The organism is Oribacterium sinus, assembly GCF_014202695.1.
Taxonomy (GTDB): Bacteria; Bacillota; Clostridia; order Lachnospirales; family Lachnospiraceae; genus Oribacterium; species Oribacterium sinus.
Window position 1 is genome coordinate 164,374 of the sequence record NZ_JACHHH010000002.1, and the last position, 16,958, is coordinate 181,331.

Below are 16,958 nucleotides of genomic sequence, written 5' to 3' on the forward strand. Positions count from 1 at the left end.
TAGATTATATATTTAGTAAGCGAATGAAAGGAGATACAAAGAGTGAAAATTAGTTTGCGACCAGTAACACGAGAAGACGGGAAATTGATAGTTGAGTGGAGAAATTCAAAGAGCGTATCCAGTCATTGTTTTGATAAAAGACCGATAACTCTAGAATCAAATGAGTACTTTTTTGAACATTTTGTGGAGACTGGGAAATATAGACAATTTATTGTAGAAAGAATGGATGAAGACTTCGGGGCCTTCTCGTATCCAATTGCTACAGTTTATTTAAAGGATTTTGATGATGTCAATAAGAGATGTGAGCTATGTATTTTTACGTCAAATGATCAAGAGTGGAATACTGAAAGTCAAAAGATTGCAATTCGTAAATTATTAGAGATTTCTTTTATAGAATATAAAATGCATAAAATATATACATTTGTTTTTGAAAAAAATATTGACGAGATAGAACTTATGAAACAGGCAGGATTTCAAGTTGAAGCTATTTTAAAAGATGAGGCGCTTAATCATTACGGAGACTATGTTAATGTACTTCGAATGGTGGTGTTTGCTAATGCTTAGATATCTGAGAATACTATTGTAGAAGGGAAATATGATGATTGAGTGCATTAATGTTAAAGAAAACTATAATCTTTTTGCGAAAGAGTATGAAGAAGCAATATTTCATAGTGTAGATTCTGGACAATATATTTTGGGTTCAGAGTTAGAGAAATTTGAAAAGAATTTTGCTGCCTATCTAGGAGTTAAACATTGTGTGGGGTTAAATTCCGGAACGGATGCTTTGCTCTTTGCTATAAGAGCATTGAATATACATGAGGGAGATGAGGTTATTCTTCCTGCAAGTACATATATTGCCTCGACTTTGGGGATTACAGAGAATGGTGCTACTCCTGTTTATGTTGATTCAACGGAAGATACCTATCTGATAGATGTTAATCAAATTGAGAAAAGAATTACAAACAGAACAAAGGCGATTCTTCCAGTGCATTTATATGGGCAGTCATGCGATATGGATACAATAGAAAAAATTGCAAAAAAATATGGACTGTATATTATTGAAGATTGTGCGCAAAGTCATGGAAGCTGCTGGAATCAGCACTATACTGGTACACAAGGAACTATTGGATGTTTTTCGTTTTATCCAACAAAGCCTCTTGGAGCCCTAGGAGATGCGGGAGCAATTGTGACTAATGATGAGGATTTAGCAGATAAAATCAGAATGTTACGCAACTATGGATCCAAAGTAAAGTACTATAATGAGAGTATAGGAAGAAATAGCAGACTTGATGAAATACAAGCAGCCATCTTATCTGTAGGCTTAAAGCACTTAGATGAGTCTAATGAAAATAGGCAAGCTATTGCAAAACGTTATTTATTGGAGATAAAAAATGATAAAGTGCGTTTGCCATATATAGCTGCAAAAGCATCTCATGTTTTTCATCTTTTTCCATTACTGGTAGATGACCAAAAAAGATTTAACGCTTATATGTTAAGCAAAGGAATAAGGACGCAAGTCCATTATCCAATACCACCATTTATGGCAGAATGTTTTTCGGCACAAGGTCATGAATGGGAGGAGTTTCCAAATGCTTCTAACCTATCTAAACATGAGGTTAGTATTCCTATTTATTCTGGAATGAAGATGGAGTATGTTGATTTTGTCATAAAAGTGATAAATGAGTATTAATCATTGGATTAAAGAGTTATAAGTTTGAATTGAGTATTATTTGTCTGAGTGTACTTATGGCTGATGAAAGTTTACATCATGAAGTTTCTTGCCTTTCCGGCAAGGAATCAAATTGCTTAGAGCATAGAATTTGTAAGATAAAAGGAGCAAGAAATGAAAGCATTAATTTTAAATTCTGGTAAAGGAAGTCGTATGGGAGATTTGACTAGTAAACATCCCAAATGTATGACTGAGATAGCCAGTATGGAAACCATTATCAGTAGGCAACTTAGGCAGGTTGAAGAATCTGGTATCAAAGAGGTTGTGATTACTACCGGCCCGTTCGAAGATAAGTTGATAAATTATGTGGAAAGCCTTGGCTTGGATTTAGATATTAGCTTTGTGTGCAATCCCTTGTATGAGGATACCAATTACATTTATTCTATCTATCTTGCAAGAGCATTTTTAAATGATACTGATCTCTTACTCATGCATGGCGACCTTGTTATAGAAAACGCTGTGTTTTTTAGTTTTTTAGAGCAGGAAGGATCGCTTATGGCAGGGAGTACTACGAAGGAACTTCCCGAAAAGGATTTTAAAGCTGAAATACTTGATGGGTACATTAGTAAGGTCGGTATTTCTGGCTTTAACTATTCATATAGTGTTGAGCCATTTTACAAACTTACAAAGGAAGATTGGGAGATTTGGCTTTCTGCTATTATAGATTTCTGTGAACGAAGAGATGATGGTGATGAGGAGCAAGGTAGAAAAGAGAAAGAAAACTTAGATGGAAGAGAGCCTCTGGGACATAATGCTAGGTTTGTGACTTTTTGGCAAAAACAATATGCTGAAGAAGCCCTAAATACTGTACTTTCAAAAATGAATCTTAAATTTTATGATATAGATAACCAATTATGTCAAGAAGTAGATAATCCTGAGGATCTTGCAGTAGTCGTACATCTTCTTTCTAGAGTTAAAAATCGAACGGTTTATCTTTGTTTTTCATCGGACATTTTATATAATGCACATTTTGAGTTACTTCGCCAAGCAAGAAGAATAGGTAAGGTGATTGTAGGAGTGCTTACGGATGAAGTGGTTTCTTCCTATAAACGGTATCCACTTCTTTCTTTTTCACAACGAAAAGAAATGTTTGAAAATATTGCAGGAGTAGATAGGGTTGTTGAACAGGATAGCCTTTCTTATCGGAAGAACCTTGAGTACTTTAAACCAGATTTTGTTATACACGGAGATGATTGGCAGCACGATTTCCAAAAACCGATTAGGGATGAGGTATGTAGTGTATTGGCAGAGTACGGCGGTAAACTAGTGGAATTTCCATATGTTAGGGATGAGAAGTATAGGGATTTAGAAAAACGAAGTAAGGCAGAGCTTGCCATGCCAGATTTTCGTAGAGGACGTCTTCGTAGAGAGCTCAATATGAAGGGGTTTGTGAGGGTAATGGAAGCGCATGACGGCCTAACTGGGTTGATTGTTGAGAATACTAAGGTATATAAAGAAGGTGCAGCCCACCAGTTCGATGCCATGTGGATAAGTTCTCTTTGTGATTCTACTGCAAAGGGAAAACCTGATATTGAGCTCGTGGATATGAGTTCTCGTTTTAGAACAATCGAAGATATTACAGAAATAACTACAAAGCCTATAATTTTTGATGGAGATACAGGTGGAATCAAGGAACATTTTGTGTACACTGTACGATCCTTGGAGCGACTTGGAGTCTCCATGGTAATTATTGAGGATAAAAAGGGCTTAAAGAAAAATTCCCTTTTTGGAACTGAAGTGGAACAGACACAGGACTCGATTGAAAGTTTTTCAGAGAAAATTCGTGCCGGAAAGAATGCGCAGCGAACAAAGGAGTTTATGATTTGTGCTCGTATAGAAAGCTTAATTTTGGAAAAGGGTATGGATGATGCTTTGGATAGAGCTTTCGCTTTTGTAGACGCAGGAGCAGATGCTATTATGATTCATAGTAGAAAGAAAGAACCAGCTGAGATTTTTACTTTTGTAGAACGCTTCCGTACAGTAGATAAAGAAACCTACATTGTAGTTGTGCCAACTAGTTTCAATACAGTAAAAGAAGAAGACTTTAAAGCTCGAGGTGTAAATGTTGTGATATATGCGAATCAGTTAATGCGCGCATCAGTTCCTGCAATGGAAAATGCAGCGAAGACTATACTTGTAAATGAAAGAGCAGAAGAGTGTGATAAACTACTTATGCCATTTAGTGAAATTATCCGTTTGATTCCAGAGGAAAATTGAGGAGGGAAATCAAAAAGTAGACGACTCTTTTGCAAAGCATGACCTCTCAAGAAATTTCTACTTCTACTGGATTAGAAGGAGGTAAAGGAAGCCGCCCATATGCAGAGTGGATTTTAGGCTCTCTTTATGGAAAGTTCGGCAGCAACAGGAAATTCCCCCTGCTATCATCTCCTAAGTTAAAAGCATCTATAAAGGACATAGTCTTATGGATTGATGAAATACACTGATGTATTTGCTGGTAAATGTTCTAAGAGTATTGAAAAATGCTTAACGATACTTTTATTTTTTAACACATATACCTCTGTACAGGATATATAGCTTTGACAATAGAACATTTGGTTGCTATAAGGATTTGTAATGAGAACATTCACCCTAATCATCCGGGTGTCCTTTTATTAGGAGGTGTAAGAAAATGAATGTTACAAGTATTGCTATATCAATAGGCACTTTTATTCTTGGTTTTGCTGCAAATAAGTTATTAGACTGGATTACAGGAGTAGCTTCTAAGCAGTTAAAAAAACGAACGATAGATTGTGATTATCATGACTTTTATAATGGGGCACACCGGGATGTAGTCATTACTTCCAGTGGTTTTCCCTTTTTTTCTCCTTTTAATATTAAAGCAAGCCTTAATTCAGGAAAGACATTTTTGTTGGCGATGCCTGTGGGCGTAGACAGAGAAGATAAAGAAATGGCGTGTTTTTCCCCTGTGGATAGATGGACGGAATCATTTGATAGCTTCATTAAAGGCAATTCGTTATCTGAAACATTAGAAGAAATACGTAGGGAAGTGTTTCAATCCTTTTGTGATAAAACACAAGGTAACTATTTTAATGGAAAGACATTGGGCGTAAATCATATAGATGGCCTATCAAGAACGACGGATAATAGAGAACAACCAATATTATCTATAGATTTTTTTGAAACAGATTATTATACACATAAAATTATTGGGAGATTACTCGATAAAATTCAATTTGATAGTAGTCTTGTTCAAAAGGATATGGCAGGAGTATATAGTTGGTCAAGAAACTCATTTGGAATTAGTCTGATATTAATTATTCCCAAGGACAATATGATTCTCTTAACTAAGAGATCAAAAAAAGCAGCATTTACGGAAGATAAAGAATGGATATATGTTTCTGTTACAGAAGCTCTATCAGAGACGGATTTTGATGAAGAGACTGGGGCTCCGGACATATCGAAAGCGGTATTTCGAGGTATACAGGAAGAGTTAGGGATAAAAGAGATACAATTAAAAAGTGATACTTTGCGTTTTTATGAATCTTTTTATGAAACCAAATTTCATCAAGATAATATAGTGGCTTCCATTGAGCTGTCAGAAACACTCAGCTTTAAGGATATCGCCGAGCTATTGGCAAAAGATAAATTCATGGAAATAAAGGAGGTTATTCCGCTCCCCAAGAATAAAAAAGAAATTGCTACCTTTATTGAAAATAATGAAGAGCAGATGCGGTCTCAAACGATCTTTACTTTAGAAAGCTTTATGGCAAGACTGGAGGAATGATTAGAGTTGTATAAAAATAATTAATTATTTACGCTCTTAAATTCTTTTGGATTTTGCCGCTTTATTATAGAAATGATCTTTTATTGTAGTTGAACAATATGTAAAAGGGACGTTTATGGTAGAAAATGAACAGGATTATAAGGATAAGATGTTTGAGTTTATTAAGCTCGAATATAATGCTATGCGAGAAGAAATTAATAGTGCTCATTCTCACATATTTACAACTATGGATATAGCCTCAGTGGCAGCTGGTGCACTATCTTCTATAATATATAACTATAAAAATGAATTAATTATAATACAATTCTTCTTACTACTATTATTTCCATGGATTAGCGTATATGCGGTTCTTACGATTTTGGCAGAGTCACAACGATTAAAAAGAGCTGGGGATTATATCTGTTTTTTAGAAGAAAAGGTAAGACTTTTATGTACAACGACTGACTCATTGCAGAAGCAGTATATTGAGGAGTGGGATAATAAGCAGAAGGTTATAGAAGATTGGTTGAAAATAGAGCATTCAAATCTTAAACTGTCATCTCCTCTTTGCTTTGAACGCTGGATAAGAGATTTAGGAATGCTGAAGTCTTCTTATGGAAGATCTAATGTTTTTTTTATTGCAAGGTTCGCTTGTATTTATATTGCTATTCCTGTTTTTTCCAATATTGTATCGCTATTTATCCAATTTCGTGAACCAATTATTAATTGGGTCGTTTATGGTGCTATAATTGTAATAGAATTAGTGATTTTTAGCATACTGGGGTACAAGTCTTATAAGATATGTATGGAGAATAGAGTTGCCTATAAAATTGAAAAAAGAATGATTATTCCGTGGTGGCAGAGCCACCGATTCCGATAAAATAGAGCCACTGCATCTGATATTCAGAGCCGGCAGTCCGCAGTTGGGAGCCACCCAAAGGTAAATGGTAAATAACCCGTCATCTTTTTTCTCTCCTCAAAAATTGAGATAATCGTGAAAAGTGTGAAAAGTTGAACGCACTTTTTCCACTTTGCACACTATCTTAGGGAGGAATTCAAGATGAACACAAAACTCGCTACAAGCAGGATGCGAACAGGGCAATTGGCTGACATTATTAAAGATTGTATGACTAACTATTAATAGTCAAGCATAAGATTAAGATTTTTAGAATAAAATACGGAAACGTATTTTAGATAGATTAGTACATTGAAAACTGTATGACGAATAGAGCATCAGCGATGATGCTCTCAGAAAAGATTATGAGCTAATTTAACTTATAAAGGCTGATATGACGTATGGGTTATTTCCATCCGAAAGATGGTTCTGACAAGCTTTTTAATCACATGGCTTATTGCGACATAGTAGTGCTTGCCCTCTGCCCGCTTTTTTGACAGATAGAGCCTGAATCGCTCGTCCCATCCAGAAACATATATAGCAGCATTGAAAAGTGCGTAACGCAGATACTTAGAGCCACGTTTTTCCATGCGAGCATAAGAAGATATTAGTTTTCCGGACTGGTACGTAGACGGAGATAGTCCTGCATAAGCAAGAACCTGATCTGCATTGCTAAAGCGTGTAAAGTCTCCAATCTCTGCTAGAATCATTGCCCCCATACGATACTTGATGCCGGGAATAGTTGTAATTGGAGAACCACACTCATCCATGATTTTCTGAATGGACTGCTCGACTTCTTTAATATCGGAAGTCAGTGTGTCAATTCGATGGATTGTCTGCCTGAGTTCCATTGATTTAGCAGGCATAAGTGATCCGATAGAAGATTTTGCAGTCTCTCTGATTTCGATGGTCTTTTCACGACCATAGTGCCCTTTTGAAGCATCAGCAAGTAGAGCTTTCAGATGGGTGAGATTGGAACTTGCGATAAAATATGCTCCCGGCAGTTCCTGAAGAAGACGGTATACCGAGTTCATGTGCAGAGTCGGAACAAGAGACTCAAGTTCCGGGAACAGGATGTTTACAAGCCTAGATACTGAAGTTTTCAGTTTCGCCCGTTCTTTGACAAGCTCAAAACGATAACGAGTTAATGACTTAAGCTCCTCGCTGTGGTAGGATGTACCTGTATAGGGCTTGAGTGTCTTATCAGTCACAAGCATTTCAGCAATGGAGCGGGCATCGACTTTATCCGTTTTCGTCTTTCTAAGGCTTTGACCTTTTCTGTAAAGATTTGTATGTAACGGATTGATGACAAAGGTGTGGTAGCCATGGTCAAGAAGTGATCCCAGGATGTTGTAGGAATAGTGACCGGTAGCCTCGAGTCCTATTTTTATCTGAGATTTGTCCTTGGAGACTGACTCAATCTTGTGGAATAATTCTCCATAGCCATCGCTATTGTTCCGTATCGTAAAGACTTGGAAAAGTTCTTCGGTATCTGGCCCAAGGATACAACAGTCATGCTTATCCTTAGCAACATCAATTCCAACGTAAATCATTTAGTAAATCCTCCTGTAATAAGTATTTGATGCTGTTATCGACCCACAGGGCTCTTTGCTGATTGTATCCTCGTTCTACATAAACCGTCATGCGGTATCTAACTGATCAACAATGTAACAAAGAGGCTGTGGTTGGAGCCTTTCGAAAACCGTCGTGCGGTAGGAGTTAGAAACCAATCCACAGCATCAGATAACAATAGTAGCTGATTACCAAGAACAGGTAAAGAAAAGCTATAACTTAATAATACGAGACTAACTATGGAAGAGAAAGAAGAGAGCAATCTTTCAGATGTGGCATTTATGTCTCTTCCGGCTATTAAACTTGGTAAGCTTGCAATAAATAAAGAATTAAGTTTGCAATAATCCGCTTGTCCTGTTCGCATCCTGCTTGTAGCAAGTTTTGTGTTCATCTTGAATTCCTCCCTGAGATAGTGTGCAAAGTGGAAAAAGTTTGTAAAGTGGAAAAAGTGCGTTCAACTTTTCACACTTTTCACGATTGTCTCCAATTTTGTGGAGAGAAAAAAGATGACAGGATATATACCATTTACATCGGTTTCCTATTCAGGACAGGCAGTTTCCACTTTTCCGAAATAGCGATTTCTCCGCATCAAAATATGTAAGTCGGCAAAAAATACAAAATTTGCCGACTTACAGTTGACTTATATAACTATCATTATATACTATAACTATAAAACGGCAAAAAATATAAAATTTGCCGACTTGAAGAACATAGAGATGGGACAAAGAATAATATGGTACATAATCTTTCGCATCAAAAAAACTTTTCCAGAGAAGACTTTATTACTGCCTTTCAGAAAGAAAATAAAAATAAAAGGAAAGACTCAGGAAGATATAATTTTCAGAAGTTATTGGAGAATGGGGATATTTATCGCGTAGGTAGAAATAGCTATCACATAGCAGAGGATTCGAAGAGAAATTACTCTTATCAGTATTCGGAGTTATCGTTAGAACTTGCAAAAAAGATTGAGGAACAATATCCGGAACTTGATTTTCGCGTTTTTGAACTGGTCCAATTAAATGAATTCGTAAATCATCAGATTGCCCATAATGTGATATTTGTTTCAGTGGAATCAGGACTGGGAACTTATGTTTTTGATTCCTTGAAAGAACGATATACCGGTAAGATTCTCTTGAATCCTTCCGTGGAAACATTTCATCAGTATTGGTCAGATGATATGATTATTATAAAAAAATTGGTGTCTGAATCCCCGAAGGGTGCAAGAGCTGTCTGGGAAACAAAGCTTGAAAAGATGCTGGTAGATCTTGTGGTAGATAAGCTTCTCTTATCCTGTGTCAGTAGGGGGGAGTATGATGATATTTTTCATCAGGCGTTTCGGGATTTTTATATTGATGAGAGTAAGTTGTTTCGATATGCAAGCAGGAGGAATGCAAAGAGCAAGGTGTTGCTACATATAGATAAAACGGATTTAAGAATGGGATTGTGATATGCTGACAAAAAATAATTTTACAGAAGAACATATCAGAAACTTGCAGACAGAGAGTAGACGAGATCCACTTCTGTTAGAACGCTGCGTGTATGCATTTGGTCTCCTTGAAGCAATTACAACCGTTGGAATGCCATTTGTATTTAAGGGTGGAACCAGCCTCATGCTGTTATTAGAGCATCCATTAAGACTGTCAACAGACATTGATATTATTGTAAAGCCGGGGACTAATGTAGATGAATACATCGAGAAGGCATCTAAGATTTTCCCCTTTGTTTCCGTTGAAGAACAAAGGAGAGTAGGAAAAAATAGTATTGAAAAAAGACATTTTAAGTTTATCTATGAATCACCCATTAATCACAGGAATATTTATATTTTGCTAGATATTTTATTCGAAGAACCTGGGTATACAGAGATTATTAAGAGACCAATAAAGAGTGACTTGATTAAAGTAGAAGAGCCGCAATTACAGGTTATGATTCCAAGCGTTGAGTGCATACTGGGAGATAAGTTGACTGCTTTTGCACCCCATACGATAGGTATTCCTCTTCATGAAAATAAGGAGATGGAAATCATCAAGCAGTTTTACGACGTATTGACATTAATTGATGTCGCAAAAGATTATTCACTGGTCAGAGACACCTACTACCGGTTGGCGCCGAATGAGATTGCATACCGGGGAATTGATATTACTCCGGAAGATGCACTAATGGACACTTTTATGACTGCGGCAAGTATTTCGTCCAGAGGAAAAATAGAAAAGGAAGATTATACTTTTTATCTACAGGGAATCCGGGATATTCGAAACCATATTTATTATGACGATTTTTCTGCAGAGACTGCTTCTCAAAAGGCTCCTATTGTGATGTATTTGGCAGCATGTTTGTTGAAAAATCAGCCGTTTGTAAAGGAAATAGACTCGTCTGAATATAAAACAATGACTTTCTTGAATGAAAATCTCAAGGCATTGAAAGAGCAGAAGAAAATCAATCCAATCGGTTACGCATATGCGATTAAGGCAGATAGGATTTTGTTTACAGATGAGATGGAATTTCTCCCCTGACTTTTCCTCAGTTTCGAATAGGCATAGTGTAGCTGTCAATGCTGCTTTTTTAGTGTTTAGCAGTGTTTGACTTCGTGACGATTACTATGAATAAATAATTAAATGGATTTCCTTTTGTGAAAACTGTTTATTATTTTTGCAATTTTGCCGAAACTGTATGTAGTATAGTATATCTTCAATCTTCTGTACTATGTACGATTTTTATTTTGCATTTTTGCAAAATTAGTTTAAGCGATGCCCATTCCTAAGAAATATGATTGGAAGAAGATTGTTAGTTTCTATCCTAGGAAAATGGGCTCGCTTTTAGAAGGAGAAGCATTATGGGATGGGATCAGGATAGTCAAGTCATGGACGGCTTGACAGAACATAGAGCTTATAATACAGCTGAAAGGCATTCACAGAAGCTTGTGCGGAAACATATACAAAAGTATAGTGATAAAACTATAGGAGCAAGAAAGAACGGAGGCCATCCCTTATCTGTTTTTTCTCGCTCCTTTATGCTGTCAATTCCTTTGGCTCTGACCCTTCCGTTCTTTTCCCTAACGGCCCAAGCAGAGGGAAAATGGGTGCAGGCAGAGGGACAGTGGCAGTATCAGGTGGAAGGGCAGAATCAGAAGGGCTGGAAGGAGATTTCCGGAAGCTGGTATTATTTTGATCCTCTTACCGGGAAGATGCAGGATGGCTGGATTCTGGCAGACGGAAAATGGTATTTTTTGAAGACGGATACCGCGAACTGGGGAAAGATGGCTCAGGGCTGGACCTGGGTGGACGGCTATTGTTATTTTCTAAAGGACAATGGAACAATGGCTACAGAGGAGAAGACTCCGGACGGATACAGCATTTCCGCAAATGGACAGTGGGTTCAGGATGGCAAGCCGGTACATGAAGAAGGGAAAGGCGTTTCTTCCCGGCGTTCTGCACAGGTAGAAAAGGAAGCTAAGGCGGGAACTGCGGATGGCCAGCAGATAAATGCAAATGGAGAAGTACAAAATACCGTGATTAAGGGGATTGCCGGCTCCGGTGGAAGCAGTGGATCCGGTGGCGGAGGCGGCTTTAGCGGCGGTTCAGGTTCCGGCGGTGGAGGCGGTTTTAGTGGCGGCTCCGGTTCCGGCGGTGGCTCAAGTTCCGGTGGTAGTTCAAGCTCTGGAGACTTCGGTTCCGGTAGCGGTTCGAGTTTCGCCAGTGCTTCCGATTCTGCTTCAAGTTCTGTTGGCGGAGGCTTCCATTCAGGCGCCGATAACAGCTCCGCTACGGTTGAGACCGACTCAAATCAAAGCAAGCTTTTTGGTGATGGCCAATCCGGTTCTGTAAGCAATACCGAAGAAAATACAGGATTTTCCTCTGAAGTAAAGGATGAAGAAAATACATTTTCCGAAGATGAGTTGGCAAGAAGGGCAGAAAAGCAAAGAAAGCAGGCGGAAAAAGAGCTTGCCAAGCGAAAGAAGCTTTTAGAAAAAATTGAAAATGGACAAAACAACAATATAGTAGAATATGAAACAGAGGAGGGAGAAAAGCGGACTGTCCTTTTTGTAAAAGGGGTTAAGGCTCCAAAATTGGGAGAAAATGGTGATTTTCGTAAGACGGAGGATCATGGCTACATTGATTACAAAGCTCCCTTTGAGGAGAGACAGGGCTATTTTGATGTGAACAAAGCCCCCTTTGGAACGAATAAAGAGATTGATCGAAATCTTTGCTTTGCGGCAGCAGCCAGCAACACCCTGCATTGGTATTTGCAGCAGAATAAAAAAGAAATCAAGGACTATATCGAAGATAACGGGGATGTTATTAGAACGGTAGGCGCCAATACATATAGCTTAAAGGACATGCTGAATCAGGATGTGGAGCAACAGGGAAGCCTGATTTATCAGTATTTTAAGGAAATGTATGGCAATAATGAGACGGGCTATTATACGGTTCCGCTTATGGATCTTTTCCTAAATGGCTATACTCCTAAGGAAGACCGAAAAACCAATATAGAGGATAAGAATTTGCAGCCGGATGCAAGAGGCGGATTTTTATATGGAATTATAGGAACTAAACCGCAAACCGGTATGCAGTTTGTAAATAGCTTGAGTGATTTGGGGAATAGTTTGCAGCATTACCTATCCAATAACTTCGTTGTTTGCCTGTCTTATACGACTTTCAGTTATAATCATGTGGTTACCCTCTGGGGAGCGGAATATGATGAGAGCGGTCTTCTCCGTGCCGTGTATGTGACGGACTCAGACGACCAGGATGAAACCGGCGTGGAAACGGATGTGGCCATGAAGCGCTATGTCGTAAAGGGCAATGGAAACCTCAGCTATCTCAGTAATGCCATCAGTGAAGAGGTGAAAGGTGCGAGAATAAATAGTTTGCAGTATCTGCGTTTCGGTGGTGAGGAAGACTTGGAAGATTAAGAAGGAATATAAGGAGCAATCTCCTGCAGGCTTTGCGAGGATTATTGCTTTGAACAGGAAGAGGAGGGAGATTAGCCCTCCTCTTTTCCGTAAAAATCTTGATCCGATAATTCACGCCATGTTAAATACATTTCTTTGTAATTCTTTTTTATGAAATTTTGAATAAGGCGGATGTCTCTTTGGGAGAGGATACCGCTATGTGCTACTAGAGTGCCTCCACTTTCTTTTTATCCTGTAGCTTCACGGATTTTCACCTCCTTAATATGAGATAGAAAGGAATCGACATCATAAGAAAGATCTTCCAGAATAGGAACTAAATCAATATATTCTTCCATTTCTGCTAAGTCCTTATATTTCGCAATTACAACCAAATAGCCTGCATCCCATTCTAGAACTTTCTGATATTTTTCTAATCGAGGAGAGGTCATAAAGCGTATAACATCGTCCTGAAATTGGAAAATGCTATAGCTACCGGAATTGCTTAGAAATGCCATATCTTTTCTTTCTTCCATTCTTTTCTCCTTGTGCTTTCTACAGTTTACATATTTTATCACAAAAAATTATAGAGAGTAATAGCCTGATAGAAAAGATGCTATGGCAAAGTTAAATGAAAAGAGAATAATTGTTTTGTGATTGCTTTATTCCTATATTTTCTGAAAAGATAAGATTTCTTCAGAGGAAATACCTTGCAAAGGAAAGGATTCTCCTTTACTCTTAACGATAGCTTTCTTGCGATGGTTTTACTGCTGTTTACGGTACTTCCAACAGCAAAAGCTAATAAAACGTATAGTATCATCAGAAAAGTTTGAGTTTAAACCAAGAAATAAAGGAGACTAACTATAAATGAAGAATTGGAAAAATGAAGCGGAGGCCAGGGAAGAGATTAAGGCATTGGTGGCGGAGTATTACCATAGCTTTAAGGAGCAGAAGAAGCCCTTTGAGCCGGGGGACAGAGTGAGCTATGCATCCCGTGTGTTTGATGAGAAGGAAATGCTGTCCTTAACGGATGCCACTTTGGACTTTTGGCTAACCACCGGACGCTTTGCGGATGAGTTTGAGAAGAAGTTTGCGGAGTGGATCGGGGTGAAGCATGCCTATTTGGTAAATTCCGGATCTTCTGCCAATTTACTGGCTTTTATGATCTTGACCGCACCGGAGCTTGGAGAGCGGCAGATTAAGCGGGGAGATGAAATCATTACCGTAGCCTGCGGCTTCCCCACCACGGTAACGCCTGCTTTGCAGTATGGGGCTGTGCCTGTTTTTGTAGATGTGACCGTGCCCCAGTACAACATTGATGTTCGCCATTTGGAGGAGGCTTTGTCCGAGAAAACCAAGGCGGTGATGATTGCCCATACCTTGGGAAATCCCTTTGATTTATCGGCGGTAAAGGCATTTTGCGACAAGCATTCTCTTTGGCTTGTGGAGGACAACTGCGATGCTTTAGGCAGTCGTTACACCATTAACGGAGAAACAAAGTTTACAGGGACCTGGGGAGATATCGGAACCAGCTCCTTCTATCCCCCTCATCACATGACCATGGGAGAGGGTGGAGCAGTATATACCAACAATGCTCAGCTGTCCAAGTTGATTTTGTCCTTTAGAGATTGGGGAAGGGACTGCATTTGCCCCTCCGGACAGGATAATTTCTGTAAGCACCGCTTCCTGGGGCAGTACGGGGAGCTTCCCAAGGGCTATGACCACAAATACACCTACAGCCACTTCGGTTATAATCTGAAGGTTACGGATATGCAGGCGGCGGTTGGTGTAGAGCAGCTGAAGAAATTCCCAAGTTTTATTGAAAGGCGTAAGGAAAATTGGACTTTCTTACGGGAACAGTTAAGCTCTCTTTCCGAGGACTTGATTCTTCCGGAGTCTGCGGAAAATGCGGATCCTTCCTGGTTTGGCTTCTTGATTTCCGTGAAGAAGGATTCTCCGGTAAAGAGAAATGCTTTGACCGCCTATTTGGAGGAAAGAAATATCCAGACTCGATTGCTGTTCTCCGGCAACCTGATTAAGCACCCCTGCTTTAACCAGATTCGAAACACCGATGCGTATCGGGTGGTGGGCGATTTAACGGAAACCGACTATATTATGGAGCATACCTTCTGGATTGGCGTTTACCCCGGAATGACCAAGGAAATGCTAAGCTATATGGCAGAGCAGATTTCCGCAGGGGTAAAAGCGCTAAAGGAGCAGTAAAACAAGGTTTAAATAGAACAATGCAGTATAGGTCTAAAACAGGGGTAGTCTGAGCCCACGGGTTCTTGGCTTTTGTCTTGTAAAAGCTTAGAACCCTTGTAGGGCGAGGCTAGCGGGAGCGTGCCCCGTTTTAGACCTATACTGTATAATGTTCTTCTCTGGTTTTACTGCTCCTTTATTCTTTTCCCAATTCCGACCGATAATCTATAGGAATAATGATTCAGTAGAAGCAATGATTCCATAGGAACATTAATCCATCAGAAACAATAATCTAATGGAAATAATGCTCTAATAGAAATAATGTTTGAATAAAAAAATAATCCAAGGAATAGGGGAAAGAATATATCATGAAGAGGAATCCATATCAAAGAAGAGAAGAATATAGAATCTTAACAGAGAAAATGCAGCAGGCTCATAAGCCCTATGCCATTAGCAAGGCGCGCGTTATTTTTGATGAGAAAAATTCGGAATTTTATGGAAAAGGCGAAGAGTTGAAAAGTGGAGACAATCTCCTCCCTATTCCTGCTTTACGTGGCTTGGCCTGCCTGTTTCTTTTGTTTTTATGTCTGTTTTGCAGTATTTTGGTTCATGCGGAGGAAAGAGAGCAGGGCGTTTGGGTTTATGAAAACAAAGAGTGGGGCTATCACACCAAAGCCGGAACGCCTTTAACCGGCTGGATTTCGGATAAGGAGGACTGGTACTACATCAGTCCCCAAAGAGAAAAGCTGCTGATCGGTTGGTTAAAGGATGGGGAGCGGTGGTATTTTCTCAATAACAGAGAGAAGAATCTTGGGAAAATGATGAAGGGCTGGGCTGTGATTGACGGCTACGCCTATTATTTTTCGGAAAACGGCAGTATGGCGGTAAATACCAAGGTGGATGGCCAATATCCTGTCAATGCTCAGGGGCAGTTCCTTGGATCAAATGGTCAGCCTACGTATTTTTCCAAAAGCACCTATAGAACAAAGCCCAGTATTGTGCTGGATGAGCTTTTGGCTAAGGCGGAGGCAGAACTGAAAGAAAATTCCGTTCCCAGAATCACCGCTCTTCCCAACGGAACCTTTCAGGCTCACTATGGCAATACTATGATGGGAATTTATGTCCCTGGCCCGGTAAACCCTTGGCAGGAAAAGGTGGAAGTGGACATGGAACAGTACGATTTAAAAGAAGAAGACCCCATTGAAGTCCCGGATGAAGAACAGCCGGAGGACGAAGGCGAAAATGACAACGAAGAAGAGGAAGTAGACGAAGACGCGGATGTAGCGAAATAAGGATGCTGTTTAACTGTTTTTTGGGTGGCTAAGCAAAGGGATTTTTTGAATGGTTACTTGGAGAAATTTTGAGTAGCTAATTGGAGGAATTCTATTGTAAAATGGCTTTGGTGGGAGTACACTGAATAGACAAACCATGAGAGAGGAGGAGATTATATGGCTCAGTTATTAGCAGTTGCGAAATACTTGAATAAACTATATGAGGAAAAGCATCATTGTGGCATGGACCAGATGAGAATGCACAAGATGATGTACTTTTCGCAGAGGGAGTCTCTTATGATTTCCGGAAAACCTCTTTTTAATGGGGATTTTGAAGCGTGGAAATATGGACCGGTACTTAAAGCGGTTAGAACCGAGTATTCTAGAGGAGACATGTTTTCCGGAGAATATGGAGAACTGAGCGAAGAAGATGCTAAATTGCTTCGTGAAGTTTTTGAACGTTATGATGAGTATGATTCATGGAAATTGAGTACTTTGTCCCATGCAGAAAGCTCTTGGGTAAAAGCACGTGAAGGATTAGAGCCGGATGCGCCGGGAAATAAGAAGATGAGCTTAAGTGCAATCACTGTTGATGCGACAAAAGAGAAGTTACGGAGAAAGGGCGTTGTATTTGCATAGTGAATAGACCTACAGGTATTGCCTGTGGGTCTATTTTGTAT

The 16,958-nt window shown here is 39.2% G+C and carries 13 protein-coding genes; 11 read left to right on the forward strand and 2 right to left on the reverse strand.

Annotation, left to right across the window (positions count from 1 at the left end; genetic code table 11):
• Positions 1–42 precede the first annotated feature (42 nt).
• The 5 genes from HNQ46_RS02470 to HNQ46_RS02490 all read left to right on the forward strand — a co-directional run bounded on the left by HNQ46_RS02470 (position 43) and on the right by HNQ46_RS02490 (position 6,333).
• Positions 43–564, forward strand: coding sequence for a GNAT family N-acetyltransferase (locus tag HNQ46_RS02470; protein ID WP_183682567.1), 522 nt, complete (start codon positions 43–45; stop codon positions 562–564).
• A gap of 31 nt (positions 565–595) precedes the next feature.
• Entirely contained in the window at positions 596–1,690 is a 1,095-nt protein-coding gene (locus tag HNQ46_RS02475) for a DegT/DnrJ/EryC1/StrS family aminotransferase (RefSeq protein ID WP_183682570.1), read from the forward strand.
• Positions 1,691–1,843: 153 nt separating this feature from the next.
• Entirely contained in the window at positions 1,844–3,946 is a 2,103-nt protein-coding gene (gene aepX / locus HNQ46_RS02480) for a phosphoenolpyruvate mutase (RefSeq protein ID WP_183682573.1), read from the forward strand.
• Between the two features lie 412 nt (positions 3,947–4,358).
• A complete protein-coding gene (locus tag HNQ46_RS02485; protein ID WP_183682575.1) occupies positions 4,359–5,474 on the forward strand; it encodes a hypothetical protein in 1,116 nt (371 codons plus the stop codon).
• Positions 5,475–5,589: 115 nt separating this feature from the next.
• The gene (locus HNQ46_RS02490; protein ID WP_183682578.1) at positions 5,590–6,333 is read left to right on the forward strand and encodes a hypothetical protein; all 744 of its coding nucleotides are present in this window, start codon (positions 5,590–5,592) and stop codon (positions 6,331–6,333) included.
• A 395-nt stretch (positions 6,334–6,728) separates the two neighbouring features.
• Here the strand turns inward: HNQ46_RS02490 and HNQ46_RS02495 are convergent, their stop codons facing one another.
• Entirely contained in the window at positions 6,729–7,901 is a 1,173-nt protein-coding gene (locus tag HNQ46_RS02495; protein ID WP_183682581.1) for an IS110 family RNA-guided transposase, read from the reverse strand.
• A 752-nt stretch (positions 7,902–8,653) separates the two neighbouring features.
• Here HNQ46_RS02495 and HNQ46_RS02500 point away from each other — a divergent pair.
• The 3 genes from HNQ46_RS02500 (at position 8,654) to HNQ46_RS02510 (ending at position 12,829) form a co-directional block, all read left to right on the forward strand.
• Complete coding sequence (locus HNQ46_RS02500; protein WP_183682584.1) at positions 8,654–9,367, forward strand: DUF6577 family protein; 714 nt, start codon at positions 8,654–8,656, stop codon at positions 9,365–9,367.
• A 1-nt stretch (position 9,368) separates the two neighbouring features.
• Positions 9,369–10,430 (forward strand): nucleotidyl transferase AbiEii/AbiGii toxin family protein, encoded by a 1,062-nt coding sequence (locus HNQ46_RS02505; RefSeq protein WP_183682588.1) that lies wholly within the window; start codon positions 9,369–9,371, stop codon positions 10,428–10,430.
• 320 nt (positions 10,431–10,750) lie between these two features.
• On the forward strand, positions 10,751–12,829 hold the full coding sequence (locus tag HNQ46_RS02510) for an IdeS/Mac family cysteine endopeptidase (protein WP_183682591.1): 2,079 nt from the start codon (positions 10,751–10,753) through the stop codon (positions 12,827–12,829).
• Positions 12,830–13,056: 227 nt separating this feature from the next.
• Here the strand turns inward: HNQ46_RS02510 and HNQ46_RS02515 are convergent, their stop codons facing one another.
• The gene (locus HNQ46_RS02515; protein ID WP_183682594.1) at positions 13,057–13,341 is read right to left on the reverse strand and encodes a DUF7724 family protein; all 285 of its coding nucleotides are present in this window, start codon (positions 13,339–13,341) and stop codon (positions 13,057–13,059) included.
• Positions 13,342–13,672: 331 nt separating this feature from the next.
• On the opposite strand from HNQ46_RS02515, the gene rfbH reads away from it, so the two are divergent.
• From rfbH to HNQ46_RS02530, 3 genes are all read left to right on the forward strand, one after another.
• Complete coding sequence (gene rfbH, locus HNQ46_RS02520; protein ID WP_183682597.1) at positions 13,673–15,028, forward strand: lipopolysaccharide biosynthesis protein RfbH; 1,356 nt, start codon at positions 13,673–13,675, stop codon at positions 15,026–15,028.
• A gap of 347 nt (positions 15,029–15,375) precedes the next feature.
• On the forward strand, positions 15,376–16,299 hold the full coding sequence (locus tag HNQ46_RS02525) for a cell wall-binding protein (protein WP_243155815.1): 924 nt from the start codon (positions 15,376–15,378) through the stop codon (positions 16,297–16,299).
• A gap of 156 nt (positions 16,300–16,455) precedes the next feature.
• Positions 16,456–16,917, forward strand: a complete 462-nt coding sequence (locus HNQ46_RS02530) for a Panacea domain-containing protein (RefSeq protein WP_183682600.1) — start codon at positions 16,456–16,458, stop codon at positions 16,915–16,917.
• The last annotated feature ends 41 nt before the right edge of the window (positions 16,918–16,958 follow it).

Coding starts and splice junctions, on each gene's coding strand:
- HNQ46_RS02500 (WP_183682584.1), top strand. CDS start 8,654: ATGGTACATAATCTTTCGCATCAAAAAAACTTTTCCAGAGAAGACTTT.
- HNQ46_RS02475 (WP_183682570.1), top strand. CDS start 596: ATGATGATTGAGTGCATTAATGTTAAAGAAAACTATAATCTTTTTGCG.
- HNQ46_RS02530 (WP_183682600.1), top strand. CDS start 16,456: ATGGCTCAGTTATTAGCAGTTGCGAAATACTTGAATAAACTATATGAG.
- HNQ46_RS02510 (WP_183682591.1), top strand. CDS start 10,751: ATGGGATGGGATCAGGATAGTCAAGTCATGGACGGCTTGACAGAACAT.
- HNQ46_RS02485 (WP_183682575.1), top strand. CDS start 4,359: ATGAATGTTACAAGTATTGCTATATCAATAGGCACTTTTATTCTTGGT.
- HNQ46_RS02490 (WP_183682578.1), top strand. CDS start 5,590: ATGGTAGAAAATGAACAGGATTATAAGGATAAGATGTTTGAGTTTATT.
- HNQ46_RS02505 (WP_183682588.1), top strand. CDS start 9,369: ATGCTGACAAAAAATAATTTTACAGAAGAACATATCAGAAACTTGCAG.
- HNQ46_RS02515 (WP_183682594.1), bottom strand. CDS start 13,341: ATGGAAGAAAGAAAAGATATGGCATTTCTAAGCAATTCCGGTAGCTAT.
- HNQ46_RS02525 (WP_243155815.1), top strand. CDS start 15,376: ATGAAGAGGAATCCATATCAAAGAAGAGAAGAATATAGAATCTTAACA.
- aepX (WP_183682573.1), top strand. CDS start 1,844: ATGAAAGCATTAATTTTAAATTCTGGTAAAGGAAGTCGTATGGGAGAT.
- HNQ46_RS02495 (WP_183682581.1), bottom strand. CDS start 7,901: ATGATTTACGTTGGAATTGATGTTGCTAAGGATAAGCATGACTGTTGT.
- rfbH (WP_183682597.1), top strand. CDS start 13,673: ATGAAGAATTGGAAAAATGAAGCGGAGGCCAGGGAAGAGATTAAGGCA.